Origin of the sequence: Vibrio sp. (assembly GCF_050299255.1) — a bacterium.
Classification (GTDB): domain Bacteria; phylum Pseudomonadota; class Gammaproteobacteria; order Enterobacterales; family Vibrionaceae; genus Vibrio.
In genome coordinates this window covers 1-16,023 of the sequence record NZ_JBNKVP010000074.1, presented here as the reverse complement: position 1 = coordinate 16,023, position 16,023 = coordinate 1, and the positions used below count along the sequence as shown (strand labels likewise).

Annotated in this window: 15 protein-coding genes; 6 read left to right on the top strand and 9 right to left on the bottom strand. The window is 47.5% G+C overall.

Going from position 1 to position 16,023, the window contains the following annotated elements:
• Positions 1-89: 89 nt before the first annotated feature.
• The 4 genes from pntB to ACQY6F_RS15515 form a co-directional block, all read right to left on the bottom strand.
• A complete protein-coding gene (pntB, locus tag ACQY6F_RS15530; protein WP_428775670.1) occupies positions 90-1,466 on the bottom strand; it encodes a Re/Si-specific NAD(P)(+) transhydrogenase subunit beta in 1,377 nt (458 codons plus the stop codon).
• Positions 1,467-1,479: 13 nt separating this feature from the next.
• Positions 1,480-3,018 carry a Re/Si-specific NAD(P)(+) transhydrogenase subunit alpha gene (pntA, locus tag ACQY6F_RS15525; RefSeq protein ID WP_428775669.1) on the bottom strand — a complete coding sequence of 513 codons (1,539 nt, stop codon included), beginning with the start codon at positions 3,016-3,018 and terminating at the stop codon, positions 1,480-1,482.
• Between the two features lie 294 nt (positions 3,019-3,312).
• The gene (locus ACQY6F_RS15520; RefSeq protein ID WP_428775668.1) at positions 3,313-3,591 is read right to left on the bottom strand and encodes an HlyU family transcriptional regulator; all 279 of its coding nucleotides are present in this window, start codon (positions 3,589-3,591) and stop codon (positions 3,313-3,315) included.
• On the bottom strand, positions 3,592-3,966 hold the full coding sequence (locus tag ACQY6F_RS15515; protein ID WP_428775667.1) for a late competence development ComFB family protein: 375 nt from the start codon (positions 3,964-3,966) through the stop codon (positions 3,592-3,594). It lies immediately after the preceding gene.
• A 221-nt stretch (positions 3,967-4,187) separates the two neighbouring features.
• Between ACQY6F_RS15515 and ACQY6F_RS15510 the strand changes: the two genes are divergently transcribed.
• Together ACQY6F_RS15510 and ACQY6F_RS15505 are read left to right on the top strand one after the other, a co-directional pair.
• Positions 4,188-5,444 carry a GGDEF domain-containing protein gene (locus tag ACQY6F_RS15510; protein ID WP_428775666.1) on the top strand — a complete coding sequence of 419 codons (1,257 nt, stop codon included), beginning with the start codon at positions 4,188-4,190 and terminating at the stop codon, positions 5,442-5,444.
• Positions 5,445-5,625: 181 nt separating this feature from the next.
• Positions 5,626-6,063, top strand: a complete 438-nt coding sequence (locus ACQY6F_RS15505; RefSeq protein WP_428775664.1) for a DUF3069 domain-containing protein — start codon at positions 5,626-5,628, stop codon at positions 6,061-6,063.
• Positions 6,064-6,097: 34 nt separating this feature from the next.
• Here ACQY6F_RS15505 and modC read toward each other — a convergent pair whose 3' ends face one another.
• Genes modC through ACQY6F_RS15485 form a run of 4 tightly spaced genes read right to left on the bottom strand, consistent with a single transcriptional unit; the run spans position 6,098 to position 10,119 of the window.
• Positions 6,098-7,204: a molybdenum ABC transporter ATP-binding protein ModC gene (gene modC, locus ACQY6F_RS15500; RefSeq protein ID WP_428775663.1), complete on the bottom strand. Its 1,107-nt coding sequence runs from the start codon at positions 7,202-7,204 to the stop codon at positions 6,098-6,100.
• Complete coding sequence (gene modB, locus ACQY6F_RS15495; protein WP_428775661.1) at positions 7,197-7,910, bottom strand: molybdate ABC transporter permease subunit; 714 nt, start codon at positions 7,908-7,910, stop codon at positions 7,197-7,199. Before modB ends, modC begins: the two co-directional genes overlap by 8 nt.
• A complete protein-coding gene (gene modA / locus ACQY6F_RS15490; protein WP_428775660.1) occupies positions 7,907-8,650 on the bottom strand; it encodes a molybdate ABC transporter substrate-binding protein in 744 nt (247 codons plus the stop codon). Before modA ends, modB begins: the two co-directional genes overlap by 4 nt.
• Positions 8,647-10,119, bottom strand: a complete 1,473-nt coding sequence (locus tag ACQY6F_RS15485) for a cobyric acid synthase (protein WP_428775659.1) — start codon at positions 10,117-10,119, stop codon at positions 8,647-8,649. The genes modA and ACQY6F_RS15485 overlap by 4 nt, the downstream gene beginning before the upstream one ends.
• 277 nt (positions 10,120-10,396) lie before the next feature.
• Here ACQY6F_RS15485 and ACQY6F_RS15480 point away from each other — a divergent pair, with 277 nt between their 5' ends.
• On the top strand, positions 10,397-10,927 hold the full coding sequence (locus tag ACQY6F_RS15480) for a hypothetical protein (RefSeq protein WP_428775657.1): 531 nt from the start codon (positions 10,397-10,399) through the stop codon (positions 10,925-10,927).
• A gap of 36 nt (positions 10,928-10,963) precedes the next feature.
• Here ACQY6F_RS15480 and cra read toward each other — a convergent pair whose 3' ends face one another.
• On the bottom strand, positions 10,964-11,944 hold the full coding sequence (gene cra, locus ACQY6F_RS15475) for a catabolite repressor/activator (RefSeq protein ID WP_428775656.1): 981 nt from the start codon (positions 11,942-11,944) through the stop codon (positions 10,964-10,966).
• Positions 11,945-12,232: 288 nt separating this feature from the next.
• Here cra and fruB point away from each other — a divergent pair, with 288 nt between their 5' ends.
• The 3 genes from fruB to fruA all read left to right on the top strand — a co-directional run.
• The gene (fruB, locus tag ACQY6F_RS15470) at positions 12,233-13,369 is read left to right on the top strand and encodes a fused PTS fructose transporter subunit IIA/HPr protein (RefSeq protein WP_428775655.1); all 1,137 of its coding nucleotides are present in this window, start codon (positions 12,233-12,235) and stop codon (positions 13,367-13,369) included.
• A gap of 2 nt (positions 13,370-13,371) precedes the next feature.
• Entirely contained in the window at positions 13,372-14,337 is a 966-nt protein-coding gene (gene pfkB / locus ACQY6F_RS15465; RefSeq protein ID WP_428775653.1) for a 1-phosphofructokinase, read from the top strand.
• A 3-nt stretch (positions 14,338-14,340) separates the two neighbouring features.
• The coding region (gene fruA / locus ACQY6F_RS15460) for a PTS fructose transporter subunit IIBC (RefSeq protein ID WP_428775651.1) at positions 14,341-16,023 on the top strand (1,683 nt) is incomplete at its 3' end.

The following is a 16,023-nucleotide window of genomic DNA, read 5'->3' as shown; positions in this document are numbered from 1 at the left end:
AATTTTATAGTGAATTGAACATTGCGTCGATACCTTAGTTGGTAACACGAAAGACCTTAATTGGCCTACCCGGCAATGTGCTCTTCTTTTTACAAGTGCTCGATGATGTGGTTACAGGAGTCTTTCGCATCGCCAAACAACATATGTGCGTTGTCTTTAAAGAACAATGGATTTTGTACTCCGGCGTAACCGGTGTTCATTGAGCGCTTGAAGACAATCACATTCTGCGCATTCCAAACCTCGAGTACAGGCATACCTGCGATCGGACTGGTTGGATCTTCCTGAGCCGCCGGGTTGACGGTATCGTTAGCACCGATGACCAGAACTGTATCAGTTTCTGAAAAATCGTCATTGATTTCATCCATTTCCAGTACGATATCGTACGGAACGCGAGCCTCAGCCAATAACACGTTCATATGACCAGGAAGTCGCCCTGCAACAGGGTGAATACCAAAGCGAACCTCTACACCTTGGGCGCGCAATTTTTCGGTAATTTCATGGACAGGATATTGCGCCTGCGCAACGGCCATACCGTACCCTGGAGTGATAATCACTGATTTAGACTGCTTAAGCATGTCAGCGACATCTTCGGCATTAATTTCACGGTGTTCACCGTGGTCGACATCACCCGATACAGCTACTTCCTGGCCAAAACCGCCTGCGATAACACTGACAAATGAACGGTTCATAGCCTTACACATGATGTAAGACAGAATGGCACCTGACGAACCAACTAGTGCACCAGTTACAATCAGAAGATCGTTTGCCAGCATGAAACCGGCTGCTGCTGCTGCCCAACCAGAGTATGAGTTAAGCATTGAGACTACAACCGGCATGTCTGCACCACCAATTGATGCGACCAAATGATAGCCGAATGCAAAAGCGATGAGCGTCATGACGATAAGAGCAAACATGCTGCCGTCTACATTAACAAAATGAATCATCAACAGAGTAGATACGACTACTGCAGCCAGATTCAGTTTGTGCTTGTGAGGAATATTTAAAGGTGAAGACGAAATTACGCCACGCAGTTTACCAAAGGCAACTACCGAACCGGTAAAGGTTACGGCACCGATAAACACGCCTAAGAAGACTTCAACCAAATGAATCACATGCTCAGCATGCGTGGCAACTTCGGGTGTATCAAGATAGCTGTTGTAACCAACCAGTACCGCAGCCATACCCACAAAACTGTGCAAAATTGCAACCAGCTCTGGCATTTCAGTCATTTCAACTTTCTTGGCGTAATAGATACCGATTGAGCCACCAATGATCATGGCGACAATAATCCAGGCAAAGCCTTGAGACTCTGGGCCGAAAATAGTGGCGATTAAGGCGATAGCCATACCGGTAATGCCGTAATAGTTACCTGCTTTTGCAGACTCCTGCTTCGACAATCCGGCCAAACTCATAATGAAAAACACGGCAGCAACAATGTAGGCCGCCTGTACTAATCCTGCAGACATTCCTTGTTACTCCTTATCGGTCTTTACGGAACATTTCTAACATGCGTTTGGTAACGGTAAAGCCACCAAAGATATTGATACTGGCTATCAACACCGCAATAAACGACAAGAAGCTTACCAAGCCATCACCCTGCCCGATTTGTAGTAGTGCACCAACCACGATAATACCGGAAATCGCATTGGTAACCGACATCAGTGGAGTGTGCAGCGCATGAGTAACGTTCCAGACAACGTAGTAACCGACGACACAGGCCAATACAAATACAGTAAAGTGTGACAGGAAAGCTGCCGGAGCAACTGAAGCTACCCAGCCAAATGCCGCGACACCCACCGCTACGGCAACGATTTTTTTCGTTGGAGAGGCTGGCTCGGCTGGTTTTGGCGGTTCTACGGCAGCTGGTTGTGCTTTTTGCTGTGGTTGAGCTGACACTTGAATTGGTGGCGCTGGCCAGGTGACTTCGCCCTCTTTTACAACGGTAACACCACGAAGAACGACATCTTCAAAATCAATATTGATGTTGCCGTCTTTTTCTTTACACAGCAGTTTCAGCAGGTTGACGATGTTGGTAGCAAACAGCTGAGAAGACTGTGTAGGCAAACGGCTGACCATGTCAGTGTAACCAACAATTTTGACGCCGTTGTCTGTGGTAATGACTTTGTCTGCCACGGTATATTCGCAGTTACCACCGTTCGCCGCTGCCAAATCAACCACAACGCTGCCCGGTTTCATGCTGTCAACCATAGCTTTAGTGATCAATTTAGGCGCTGGGCGTCCTGGAATCAGTGCGGTAGTAATGATGATGTCTACGTCTTTAGCCTGTTCAGCGTAAAGCTCTTCCGCTTTCTTGTTGAATTCATCGGACATCTCTTTAGCGTAGCCGTCACCGGCGCCACTATTTTCCTGGAAATCGACTTCCAGGAACTCTGCTCCCATGGATTCAACCTGTTCTTTTACTTCCGGACGAACGTCAAAAGCACGAACAATAGCACCCAAACTACCAGCAGCACCGATGGCGGCCAATCCGGCAACACCCGCACCTGCGACCAATACTTTTGCTGGTGGCACTTTACCGGCTGCTGTGATTTGGCCGGTAAAGAAACGACCAAACTCATGAGCGGCTTCGACAACTGCACGGTAACCGGCAATGTTAGCCATAGATGATAAAGCATCAAGAGACTGCGCTCTGGAAATTCGAGGCACAGCATCCATTGCGAGTACATTAATGTTTTTGCTTGATAGCTTTTCCATTAATTCTGGATTTTGTGCTGGCCAGATAAAACTGACTAGCGTCGCGCCATCCTTTATTAATTCGATTTCGTCGTCTGATGGTGCATTGACCTTGAGGATAATATCTGAATTCCAGATTTCCTCTTTGGCAACTACTTTTGCTCCAGAATTTTCGAAAGCCGAATCGTCGAAACTTGCGAGCACGCCAGCCTGACTTTCAATGGCTACATCGAACCCTAATTTAATCAGCTGTTCTACCGATTTCGGCGAAGCAGCTACCCGCGTTTCTCCCGCGAGTGTTTCTTTTGGCACACCAATCTGCATAGCTTTTCCTTGACTATTGGCACAATAATTGTCCTGTTTGTATCACTCGGTATTATGTTGTGCATTTAGTTGAAATAAAAACACAAATCATCATTACATATAACCAACCGTCATGCATAGCATTGGTTTTATGAGTCAAGATCTATGCCGCCCACTTTTGGAGAAGTGGTTGTACCAGTCACGCAATAAGTTAAGTAATACAAACAATTACAAGTGTTGGATAATGAAAGAGCCACTAGCATATCGGCTAATGGCTCCCCAAAGTATGACAAAAATCAATATAGGCGAGCGAAATTACTGGAAAATGCTGTCGCCCATTTGATCGATAAATAACTGAGCTTTTTGCAGCATGAACTCGTTGGCATCAGTTTCGCTGGCTAAGACGTCAGAGCGAATGAACTGGTGTGTTTTTAATTCACCATCGATCTCTTTGGTAATGCGTCCGGCAATCCGGAATTGGCCATTTTCTGCAATGGCTTCCTGGTATATTTTGTATCCTTTGTACTCGACAGGCTCAACGCTTTTCTGCGCTTGAGTTTTGTTGCTGCCAAATAAACGAGAGAACAGGCCCACTTAATTCTCCTTTTCATGTGAATTGCTAAACAATGGTTTTTCAAACCACTGTAACTCTGAGTCATCATCAAATCTAGGATCAGTGAACACAATTGGTATTTCTTTGTCACGATCGGAACGGCGATCATCGAGAACCATATTCAGTGCGGATTCGATAGCCGTTTCAGCATATTGCTTTAAGACCATTAAGCGTTGCTCTGAAAGTGCCGACAGAAAATCGATATCATGCCGAATGTAAACTGGTCGTAACTGACTGAGAGCAAGACAAGCGAGGTCTGCTAACTGCTCTTGTGTTAATTCACTATATTGATCACGTGCCAGTACTTGCCCAACCAAGGATTCCATGTAGTTGTGTACGTCTTTGTTTATGTTCATCAATACTGTCCTTGCATATTATTTGTCAGGCTTAAGAATAAGCTAGCATAGCTTAGGAAGGCTTTCCTGTTATGGGTTCAAAGCGAAGTCACAAAAACCGAAGCTCTACCAAAATTCTGACCTAAGTTTAGCAAAAAGCTTGGCAATTGATTAAATAGAAGTATGCTAGACATTAATATATTTCAATTAGTTAGTTGTTTCGGTTAGGTTTACAGTAAGAAATGGATTCTTCACTCGTCTCCTCAAATTGGTTTCGGTTATTATTCCCTTTAGTTTTATTGTCTGTACTTGGATTCGGCAGTCAAAATGTGATCCTTGTTACCGAGGCTAACTTAGGGATCGCGTCCAGTTTACCTTTTGTATTGTTTGCTGCCGCCATAATATTAGCCCACACATTTAAGCAAAGTCGCATCGCCATGGTAGCCACGGCGTTGCTGCTCACCTATTGGATTATTCAGACACGCTTACAGGTCCCACTTTCAGTCGGCACGACCATGCTCGAAGTTTCCCTGGCCGGATTTTTGGTACCCGTCGCCTGCCTCTTGAGTTATGCATTTAACGATCGTGGTTTGGATTCACGTTCATTTGGCATCTACCTGGTGACACTGTCACTCTTACTGTTGTGGTCTTACCTTATCATCTCACACTTCGACGAAGGTGGGTTTGCAGACTTCGATGACAGCTTTTTGTTTGTAGTTCCAGAGCTATCCCGGCTTCCTTTTGTGCTGGTTCTATACATGATTGGGCTGGTGGCAAGTTGTGCCATCCTGGTGCTTCGTTATAACCGTATCGTTGACGTCGTTTGTTACTCGTCCATTTTACTGGTTAGCGCTACGCTGATCTTTTTTCACATCCCTTATATTTCCAGCACAGTATTCACCCTGGCGGGGATTCTGTTACTCCTCTATCTGATGTCTGCCAGTCATGAACTGGCATTTAAAGACAGACTGACCGGTATCTCAGGCCGCCATGCCTTGGAGTCGGATATACGTCACCTTGGCCGCCGCTACTCTATCGCTATGCTGGATATTGACCACTTCAAATCGTTTAACGACACTTATGGCCATGATACTGGTGATGATGTACTGAAATTGGTGGCAGCCAAACTCACCGAGGTAGGCGGACGCGCCAAAGTTTATCGATATGGCGGAGAAGAATTTACCGTCATCTTTAAAGGTCGTCACTCAGACCAGGCCAAAGAACACCTGGAAGAGCTACGCCAGTCGATCGAAGAATATGAACTGGTGATTCGTAACTCCGGCTCACGCCCGACCAATGACAAACAGGGAAGTAAGCAGAGGGGTAAAAAAAACGCACAGAAATCTGTCACTATCACGATCAGTATTGGTGTTGCGAATAATACTCACGGGTCGAATCCGCATGAAGTGATTAAAGTGGCCGACCAGGCACTGTACAGTGCAAAAAAAGCGGGAAGAAACTGTGTAAAATTTGCGCGCAAAGTGTCCGCAACCGCCTAGCACTGATGGATCGCCGTTACCAAGGTTTTAGCCCCCTATTCCACATTTTTGCTCACGGTCACTATCGAATTTCCCTGCACTTTTTGCGCTATTTTGCTGTCTCTCAATGTAATGTAATGACTGAGTTGACTTTTTAACGGATTTTTTTAGCATAGCCGTTTTCAACCGCAGAGAGACTGTTATGTCTGATTCGCAAGCATCACAAAATCCTGAAATAGATTTAGAATCTATTTCGCCAGAACTTCGTCAGGTTATTGTATTTGACGATGTACCGGAAGCCATGTATCCAATGGTTACCTCTATTCACGAGGTGACTGAGCCAGCAGTGCGTGAAGCTTGGGAAGGGCTGCCTGCCAGTGCCCAAAATATCCTGGATAACTTTGAACAGTTTCATTCGTTGATTTCAGTCAGTCAGGCATTTGCTGGCGTAAATGTGATGGAAGAGTTTCCGACGCTTAACCTGCCAAAAGATATGACTGATGAGCAGAAAGAAGAGTATCGGGCTGAACTGATTGACCAGGTGTTGCACAACTGCATCAAAGATATGGTCAAGCAAATCAAAAAGGCTCGCCGTGATCCCATTCTAAAACGGGAATTCAAAGAAGTTTTTGATAAATAAGCTTCAGACGAAAAAGCCGCTTCTCGCGGCTTTTTTAATGCGCCAGTACCACATCTTTTTGCGCAACACTGACCCCTTTAATCTGGGCAAACACGGCCATCCCTTCAGCCAAACCCAACTCATCAACCGCCCATTGCGTCACGGTTGCGGTCAAAACACAATCACTGCATAGCTGCAGCTTAACTGATACGCTGTGTTTGTAGTTTCCAGACACCTGGCGTTCGATTTTGACGACGGTGGCTGGTAGCACATTACGGATTGAACTCTGTTTAGATGGATGTAAAACAATCGATACGTCGCTGGCTCGAATTTGTAACCTAATCCTTTCTGCTTCATTTGCATCGATCTTCTGAATCCACAAACTGGTATTTTCACACAGGCTTACTTTGGTCAAGCCGTAGGCAATATTGTGCTCAATAATGTGGGCATCGAACAGCGAGCTCTGAGCTGAAAATGACTGCCAGGGCCGCATGACTTCTTGTGACCAGACTTCCTCAAGGCGACCTTGAGCCACAACGATCCCTTGCTCCAGTACAATAATATGATCGGCAAGCCGCAATACTTCGTTCAGACTATGAGTGACGTACAAAATTGGAATGGCAATTTCACGTACCAGGTTTTCCAGAAATGGCATAACCTCTCGTTTTCGTGGCATATCGAGCGAGGCCAGTGGTTCATCCATCAGCAGTACATCAGGCTTACTTAACAGTGCCCGTCCTATCGCGACACGCTGTTTTTCCCCTCCCGATAACTCTCTCGGATATCGATTAAGCAATGGCTCAAGCGCGAGCAAAGAAACGACTTTATCAAAAAAGGCTGAATCACCCGATTTAATGCCATAAGTCAGGTTGCCACGTACTTTGTAGTGCGGGAAAAGCCTCGCCTCCTGAAAAACGTAACCCACATTGCGCTTGTGCACTGGCAGGTTCACGCCTGACTGGGAATTAAATATTTCGGTGTTGTTTAGCCGGACCAATCCCTGTTCTGGCTTTTGCAGGCCCGCCACCACATTGATCAACGACGTTTTCCCGGCTCCGGAGCGACCGAATACTACTGTAATTCCAGTTGCCGGTAGCTCCAGATCGATATTGAACTGTGTATCTCCCAGTTGCTGCTGGTAACGAATAGTGAGATTACTCATAGCGATTTCTTCCTAACCGCCTGGCCGAAGCGCGGTTCAACCACTCAGAAATCATCAGAGAGCCAAGTGCAATCACGATTGAAATAACGCACAGCCTTGCGGCCTGCATTTCTGAACCGGGCGTTTCAAGAAAGGTGAACATTGCCAGCGGAATAGTTTGCGTTTCCCCCGGTATATTAGAGACAAAACTGATAGTGGCGCCAAACTCCCCCAGGCTCCTGGCAAACGCAAGCATAGTGCCGGTAATCATACCGGGGATCATTAGTGGCAGAGTAATAGTGAGAAATACCTTGATTGGTGAAGCGCCCAATGTTGCAGCCGCTTGCTCCAGTTTTGGGTCTATCGATTCCAGGCTTAAGCGGATTGATCTGACCATCAGCGGCAGGGACACTACGATGCAGGCCAGCACCGCGCCTTTCCAGCTAAAACTAAACACGATGTCAAACTGGTTGGCAAGCCATTTGCCAATCACACCCTGGCGGCCCATTAAGACCAGTAACAAGTAGCCGATCACAACAGGTGGCAGTACCAACGGCAGATGGACCAGGCTGTCTAGAAGTGACCGACCAACAAACCGCTTTCTGGCCAGTATCCAGGCCAGAAACACACCAAGTGGTAGTAACCAGATAACCGCGTATGCTGCCACTTTTAAACTGAGTTGCAGCGCCTGAAGTTCATAGTCTGAAATTATATCCGAGCCGATCATTCAAAACCGTGTTTTTTCAGCAAAGCTTTACCTTCGCTGGAGATGAAATATTGTTTAAGGGCTTCAGTGTAGGGGCTTTCATTAATGATTGCCATCGGGTACACGATTGGCGTGTGTAAACTGTTATCAAATTCACTCACAATTTTGACTTTAGCCGACTGGATCGCATCACTGTTGTAGACAATGCCTAACGGTGACTCCCCTCGTTCTACCAGCGCCAGTGCAACGCGCACGTTATTAGTGGGTGCCAGGTGATGTTGTAGCGAAGCCCACAACTTTAGATTTTGCAGCGTTTGTTTGGCATATATACCGGCGGGCACAGAGTCAGGCTGGCCAATGGCCAAACGGCTGTCGGCCAGTAATGTGATCCATGTGGCCTGGTCGTGGTAGTCGAAACTCTCAAATGGCGCTGTAACAGGGGCAATAGCGACCAATCGGTTGTTTGCGACCGTAGTGACATTGTCACTTCTGATTGATTGATTCTTGACTAAATAGTCTACCCAGTCGCTGCTGGCTGAAACAAATACGTCAGCTGGTGCGCCAGCTGCAACTTGTCGCGCTAGTGAAGATGAACTGCCGTAAACCGGTTTAATAGTAATATCGCGCTTGGCGAATATCGGTTTTATGTCGTCAATAACATTAGTCATGGACGAGGCCGCATAAATACGTAGTTCAGCGGCCTGCATGGTTAGAGATGTAAGCAGACAAACAACCGTGACAATAACTTTTGGCACCTTCATGACGACTCCTGTGGAAATAAATTGGGCCAAAGCAGGGATAAATCTAAATGCTCTTCTATAGCATCAGCAATTAGATCGATCGCTTGCTGAGTATGGTCCTTATGTGACTGTGCCGTAATCGCCTGCCCTGTCGCCCACTGACAGATCAGAGACAACGCCTCAGGCCGAGCGAATATACCATGCAGATAGGACGCCATAATTTGATTACAGTCACTGACGGCACCATCTTGGCCACCATCTGACCAGGTAATCGGTCTGGTTTCGCTGACTTCACTCACACCCGCATGTATTTCGTACCCTTCTACTTCCACGCTTTGGCCATCAAGCGTCAAACGGGCAGACTTGTTGGTCAATGTCTTGTGTTCAGTCAAACGCGTAACTACGTCTAACAAACCCAGCCCGTCACTGGAACCGGGAGAACTTTCGATTCCCAGTGGGTCGTCTATTTGTCTGCCAAGCATCTGGAAGCCGCCACATATCCCCATCACTTTGCCACCAAAACGAAGATGGCGAAGTATATCCTTGTCCCACCCCTGCTGCCGTAAGTAGGCTAAATCATCCCGGACCGATTTGGAGCCGGGCAATATAATTAAGTCGGCGCCGGATAGACGCTCTCCTTTGGCAACGTAGCGAAAATCGATCTCTGGGTTGAGTCTGAGTGGATCAAAATCTGTGTGGTTGCTGATTCGTGGCAGCACTGGAACGGCAACCGTTATTTTTCCCTGCCCCAACCGCTGCTGTTGAGTGATGGCATCTTCTGCTTCCAGGTCAAAGTTATGTAGGTACGGTAAAACACCAATCACGGGTTTGCCGGTGGTCTGCTCCAGCCAGTCCAGGCCGGATTGCAGCAAGCGAATATCACCGCGAAAGCGGTTGATAACGAACCCTTTTACCCTTTCCTGTTCAGATTCGGATAACAGCGCCAGAGTGCCAAACAGATGGGCAAATACGCCGCCTCGGTCAATATCTGCGACAATGATCACTGGCACATCAGCAGGTTCTGCAAAACCCATATTGGCAATATCATTTTCACGTAAATTGATTTCTGCCGGGCTACCCGCGCCTTCTACCATCACATAATCGTATTCGGTCGTTAGCCTGCAATATGAATCCATCACCGTCGAAAGTGCCACCTGCTTGTAATTGTCATAACCGATAGCTTCCATATTGGATAACGCTTTACCCTGCAGGATTACCTGGGCTCCGGTGTCCGAATTCGGCTTGAGTAACACAGGGTTCATATGAACAGTTGGTTCAATCCCACAGGCAAGAGCCTGAACAGCTTGCGCTCTGCCGATTTCACCACCATCACTGGTCACCGCACTGTTCAACGCCATATTTTGGGGTTTAAAGGGAGCGACGGTAACCTGTTTTCTTGCCAGGACCCGGCATAAACCGGCGACTAGTACACTTTTACCGGCGTCAGACGTCGTGCCCTGTACCATAAGGCGATAATGTATTGGGTTCATTCTGGGAGCATATTGGTCGGTTGCAAATTAACTCGTAATCATACCGTTCGTTGCTGGGTACACAAGTGATAAGTCAATTAGTTATCAGTTCCTACATTCTGTTACAGCCGTTAATGCTGGCTGGTTGTAGGTGCAAAACCTGCTAAAAATGGCAAATCTATGCAGATCTTGTAACCTGCTACCCATATTTATCACTAATTTGTTTTCTGAGCCTGCGTTTTGCAGGCTTTTTTGTTATAACGTCAAAAACTTAAACTGTATTTTGGATTTAATAGGAATGCTCAAAAAAATAAATATCGCTAAGTTAATAGCGGGTGCAATGCTCACGGTTGGAAGTTCAGTCGCGCATGCCAATAATTTTAATTACAACTTTTTTGAGTTTCGTACAGCCATCTCACCTCAGACATTTGGCGGAGAATACAGCGCCAATTTCACTGAGAATTCCCATTTTGTAGTGCGTATGGACAGTCGTTTTGAAAGCGATTACGACACAGCCGTTGGTGTCGGGTTTAACGGCCCGATGAATCAGTTTGGCGACATTTATGGTCAGGTTCTGCTTCACCACATGAATGTGCGCAATGATACTGGTACGGAGAGTGACACCAGAGCTGAACTGAATGTAGGTTTTCGTCTTTGGCTGACTCAGCAAGTAGAACTCACCGGACGCGTAGGTAAACTGGATGAGCGTTCTGTTTTCCATGCGGGTGTCCGTTTCCACTCTACCCAGCAGCTTTCCTTATCTGCCGAGACCCGTAATAACGGTATTTACGGCCCGCAAATCACCATGTCAGTCCGTTTTCAGTACTGATACCTGATGATTGAGGAGCGTCATCACGCTCCTCTGTTACACTCTCTTGACCAGTTTTCTCGGTACCAATTCAACGCCCGGATTGTAACGTTTCGCTGTCGCATTCAGCGCTAATGCCAGTGCACTGTCAGCGATGAGCTCAAATTGCTGGGGTAATGAATTGATCTTCATTGGCAGAAAGTCGAGCAAGCGATTGTCACCGAAGGTGGCCAAACGGACTTTGTTGACCAGTTCTGGATGCTGCGCCAGAACATCCAGTACGCCTTCTAACAGAGTGTAAGAAGTCGTCACTATAGCATCGGGGAGATTGTTTTGATCTAACCATTGACTGAATAGCTCCCGGCCAACATCGCGATTAAAGTGCTCACCGTATGTACATGTTATGCTGGCATCATGGCGTTTAATTGCACTACGAAAACCCGCTTCCCGCTCTCGGGAAATGGTCAGTTCAGGTAGTGCTCCGATTAAACCAACCGACGTTACGTTGTCACCCAGAATGGATGAAGTGAGTTCAAAGGCCGCATCGTAGTCTTCACTGATTACGTTTGAGAAATGCTCATCATCTAAAGGTCGGTCAAGAGCAATGACTGGCGTCCCCTTTTGTTGCAATTGAAGATAAAAATCACTTGCTTCATTCATACTGGTAGCGACAAACAGCGCGTCGATCCGGCGGCTCACCAACGCATTCGCTGCCTGTTGCTCGGTGTGGGGATCATCATCGGAACAGGCTATTAATGTCTGATAGCCAGCAGCACGCGAGTTTTGCTCGATTAGTTTTGCCAAGCGCGCATAACTGGTGTTCTCCAAGTCAGGGACGATTAACCCAAATGAACGGCTGTTCCCCGCTCGCAGGGAGGTGGCTGCCAGGTCTGGTTTGTAGTTATGTGCATCTACTACCGCCATAACTTTTTGTTGTGTTTTTTGGCTGATTCGGTATTTCTGCGCCTTGCCATTTATGACATAACTGGCAGTAGTTTTTGAGACTCCGGCCAGTTTGGCAATTTCATCTAGCGTCATACATTTCACTCAATTATGTGTTTCAGATCATAAATCCAAACACTAGTCGGTCAGAATAGTTGCATTATAAGCTGAATCGTTCCAGCCTAAAAGCTGAAAGGATTCAGCAAATGCTGTTTTGTGAGATAGGTTGGCTTTACCTAGTGAAGATAACCTTCCATTATTAAAAAAACCGTAAGACGCGTTTGCTGATTTTTTTTGACGAAATGCTGAACCGATTCAGCCAACGATAAGCAAACTGATAACCAGACGAGTCACACCAGTGACAGGACGAGAATTGAGGTCATTATGTTGACACTTAACAATAACGATATAGAGATGAATCTTGCTGCCGACGGTAAAGAAGCGGCTATCCGTGCCATCGCAGCTTCCCTGACAGCCAAATCACTAGTTGATGCTGATTATGTCTCGGGCATGTTAGCGCGTGAGGAACAAAACTCAACATTCCTCGGGAATGGTATCGCTATTCCACATGGCACTGTTGATACCCGAGGTTTGGTATTAAAAACCGGTGTTGCGGTACACCACTACCCTAACGGTGTTGACTGGGGCGATGGTAATACCGTTTATGTTGCGATTGGCATTGCCGCTAAGTCGGATGAACACTTGGCAATCTTAAAGCAACTAACCAAAGTACTGTCGGACGACGGTGTGGAAGTGCAGTTAAAATCTGCAGCATCAGCGCAGCAGATCGTGGCACTACTGAACGGTGAAAGTCAGCTGCAATGCGACTTTACTACCTCGCATATATTACAGGCCTTCCCTGCCAGCGACATGTTGCAATTGTGTGCGGTAGCCGGTGGTCTGTTGAAAAACAGCAATAGTGGTAGTGCGGAAACCGTTGCAGACCTTGTGACTAAAGATCCTGGTTACCTGGCAGATGGCATTTGGTTAGCTGGGACAAATGCAGGTGTTAAAAGTACTGCGATGACCTGGGTAACCAGCTCTCAGCCTTTCGAGCACAACGGTAAACCGGTTAAGGCTCTAATTGCAATTGCCGCTAACAATCCGGTACACAGCAAACAGCTATCGGTACTACAACAGTTGCTTGCAGATAAAGCCCTGCCAAAGCTACTCGACATGAATGCGGAACAGATTGTTGCTAAATTTACCGGTGCAAACGAATCCTTAGCGAGCGCAGCGGAAGGTCACAGCGCGGTATTTAAGATTCGCAATGCGCACGGCTTACACGCCCGCCCTGGTGCCATGTTGGTCGCTGAAGCGAAGAAATTCGATTCATCTATTTCAGTAGAAAACATCAGTTCGTCCAGTAAAGCAGTCAACGCGAAAAGTCTGATGAAAGTTATCGCTCTGGGCGTTAAACATGGTCATGAGCTGCGCTTCACTGCGTCAGGTCCGGATGCGGAGCAGGCTCTGTCTTCGATTGGCAACGCAATTCAGGCTGGCCTGGGTGAAGGAGCCTGATCATGACCAACAAAGTTGTCACCATTACTCTCAACCCGGCACTGGATCTTACAGGGACACTACCGCAACTGAATACAGGTTCGGTTAGTGTGGTCTCCAGCAGCGCACTGCATGCAGCTGGAAAAGGTGTGAATGTGGCAAAAGTCCTGTCTGACTTAGGTGCCAGCGTTACGGTAACTGGTTTTCTGGGGACCGATAACCAGGAACTTTTCTGCCAGCTTTTTGAGCAAATTGGCGCGAACGACCAGTTTATCCGCGTAGAGGGCGCAACCCGCATTAACGTAAAATTGGTTGAGCAGAACAGCCGCGTTAGCGATATCAACTTTCCCGGAATTGTGATCCCCGAGCAAGCCATAGCTGAGTTTGAAGAGACTCTGGATGTACTTTGCGAAGACCATGAATACTTCGTACTGGCTGGTAGCTTGCCGAGAGGGGTCTCTGAACAGCAGTGTCAACGCTGGATAGAGCTACTTAATGCACGTGGTAAAAAAGTGTTGTTTGACAGCAGTCGCCACGCTCTAGCATCTGGAATCCAATCGAAACCTTGGCTAATTAAACCAAACGATGAAGAGTTGGCAGAGCTAACAGGCCAGTCGCAGGAAACCGAAGCCGAATGTATCGACTCAGCTGCGCTGCTTCGCCAACAAGGCATCGCCAATGTTGTGGTGTCTCGCGGTGAAAAAGGCGTGGTCTGGCTCAATAACTCCGGCGCTTACCTGGCGCAGCCACCTAAGATGGAGGTAGTCAGTACGGTCGGTGCTGGAGATACACTGGTCGCCGGACTTTGCTGGGGCCATATGCAAGATATGCCAGCCACACAGCTGATTCAATTTGCCACTGCCCTCTCAGCCCTAGCGGTTGGTCAGGTGGGCGTTGGCGTGCAAGACATAAATCAATTAAACACCCTACAAAATCTAATCAAGGTAGAACATCTCTCATTAGCAGAGCATACAGGAACAGAAGGTTGAACTATGAATATTGCCATTATTACTGCGTGCCCAAGTGGCGTCGCCAATAGTATTATCGCAGCAGGGTTACTGGAAAAAGCCGCTCAGACATTAGGCTGGAACGCCGAAATTGAGTGTCAGTCGAGCGTGCTGGCAGGTAACGTCCTAAGTCAGCAAGCTATTGAACAAGCTGAAGTGGTTGTGGTCGCGGCCAATACCCAGGTAGATGATCAACGTCTGGTAGGTAAACGGGTTTACCGTAGCGAAATCAGTGCGTGTACCAGTGACCCGGTTGCATACCTGCAGCAAGCCGTAGAGCAGGCGCAAGTACTAGAGAGTGCGACCTACTCTGTTGATGCTGAATCTGTCCAGTCAGTGAAAAAAGTCGTCGCTGTCACTGCTTGCCCAACCGGTGTCGCCCATACTTTTATGGCTGCAGAAGCTATTGAAGAGGAAGGTAAACGTCGCGGATATCAAATTAAAGTTGAAACCCGTGGCTCTGTCGGTGCCAAAAACCAACTGACTGAACAAGACATTGCCGAAGCGGATCTGGTGATTGTCGCGGCGGACATCGATGTACCGCTAGAAAGATTCGCTGGCAAAAATCTGTACCGTACTAAAACCGGACCAGCACTTAAAAAGACCGTAGCAGAATTTGATAATGCACTGGCTAAAGCTACGCCTTACCAACATAGTGGCGCGAGCAGCGAAGATGCGGTGAGTGAAGAGAAGAAAGGTGCATACAAACACCTGATGACCGGGGTTTCACACATGTTGCCGGTGGTGGTTGCTGGTGGTTTGATCATCGCTCTGTCATTTGCATTTGGTATCGAAGCCTTTAAGCAGGAAGGTACCCTACCTGCCGCGTTGATGACCATTGGCGGAGGTTCAGCCTTTGCATTGATGATCGCTATTCTTGCAGGTTACATCGCGTTCTCTATTGCTGATCGTCCGGGGCTGGCTCCAGGCTTAATCGGCGGTATGCTGGCCAGTTCCACTGGCGCCGGTTTCCTGGGTGGTATTGCAGCCGGTTTTATTGCCGGTTACCTGGCAAAATGGTTGGCTGAGAAAGTGACTTTACCTCAGTCAATGGAAGCATTAAAACCCATTCTGATCATTCCATTCGTCGCCAGCTTAGTAACCGGTCTTATCATGATTTACCTGATTGGTGGTCCGGTGTCCGGTTTAATGAGTGCAATGACCGAATTCCTTAACAATATGGGTTCTGCCAACGCGGTTCTACTCGGTGTGCTACTGGGCGCTATGATGTGTTTCGACCTGGGTGGACCTATTAACAAAGCCGCCTATACCTTCGGTGTTGGCCTACTGGCATCACAAACTTATGCGCCTATGGCCGCGATTATGGCTGCGGGTATGGTGCCGGCACTCGGTATGGGGCTGGCGACTTGGTTAGCCAAATCCAAATTTGAAGCAAGTGAGCGTGAAGCCGGTAAGGCATCGTTTGTACTTGGCTTGTGCTTCATTTCCGAAGGTGCCATTCCGTTTGCAGCCAAAGACCCTATGCGAGTTATTCCTGCTTGTATCGCCGGTGGTGCACTGACAGGTGCCCTATCCATGTTGTTTGGCGCACAACTGATGGCACCGCACGGTGGTTTGTTCGTGCTACTCATTCCAGGTGCAATCAATCCTGTATTGATGTATCTGGTAGCGATAGCCGCCGGTACTGCTGTGACAGGCTTTACCTAC

Coding starts and splice junctions, on each gene's coding strand:
- modC (WP_428775663.1), bottom strand. CDS start 7,204: ATGAGTAATCTCACTATTCGTTACCAGCAGCAACTGGGAGATACACAG.
- ACQY6F_RS15485 (WP_428775659.1), bottom strand. CDS start 10,119: ATGAACCCAATACATTATCGCCTTATGGTACAGGGCACGACGTCTGAC.
- cra (WP_428775656.1), bottom strand. CDS start 11,944: ATGACGCTAGATGAAATTGCCAAACTGGCCGGAGTCTCAAAAACTACT.
- ACQY6F_RS15515 (WP_428775667.1), bottom strand. CDS start 3,966: ATGAACATAAACAAAGACGTACACAACTACATGGAATCCTTGGTTGGG.
- modB (WP_428775661.1), bottom strand. CDS start 7,910: ATGATCGGCTCGGATATAATTTCAGACTATGAACTTCAGGCGCTGCAA.
- ACQY6F_RS15480 (WP_428775657.1), top strand. CDS start 10,397: ATGCTCAAAAAAATAAATATCGCTAAGTTAATAGCGGGTGCAATGCTC.
- pntB (WP_428775670.1), bottom strand. CDS start 1,466: ATGTCTGCAGGATTAGTACAGGCGGCCTACATTGTTGCTGCCGTGTTT.
- fruB (WP_428775655.1), top strand. CDS start 12,233: ATGTTGACACTTAACAATAACGATATAGAGATGAATCTTGCTGCCGAC.
- pfkB (WP_428775653.1), top strand. CDS start 13,372: ATGACCAACAAAGTTGTCACCATTACTCTCAACCCGGCACTGGATCTT.
- ACQY6F_RS15505 (WP_428775664.1), top strand. CDS start 5,626: ATGTCTGATTCGCAAGCATCACAAAATCCTGAAATAGATTTAGAATCT.
- modA (WP_428775660.1), bottom strand. CDS start 8,650: ATGAAGGTGCCAAAAGTTATTGTCACGGTTGTTTGTCTGCTTACATCT.
- pntA (WP_428775669.1), bottom strand. CDS start 3,018: ATGCAGATTGGTGTGCCAAAAGAAACACTCGCGGGAGAAACGCGGGTA.
- ACQY6F_RS15510 (WP_428775666.1), top strand. CDS start 4,188: ATGGATTCTTCACTCGTCTCCTCAAATTGGTTTCGGTTATTATTCCCT.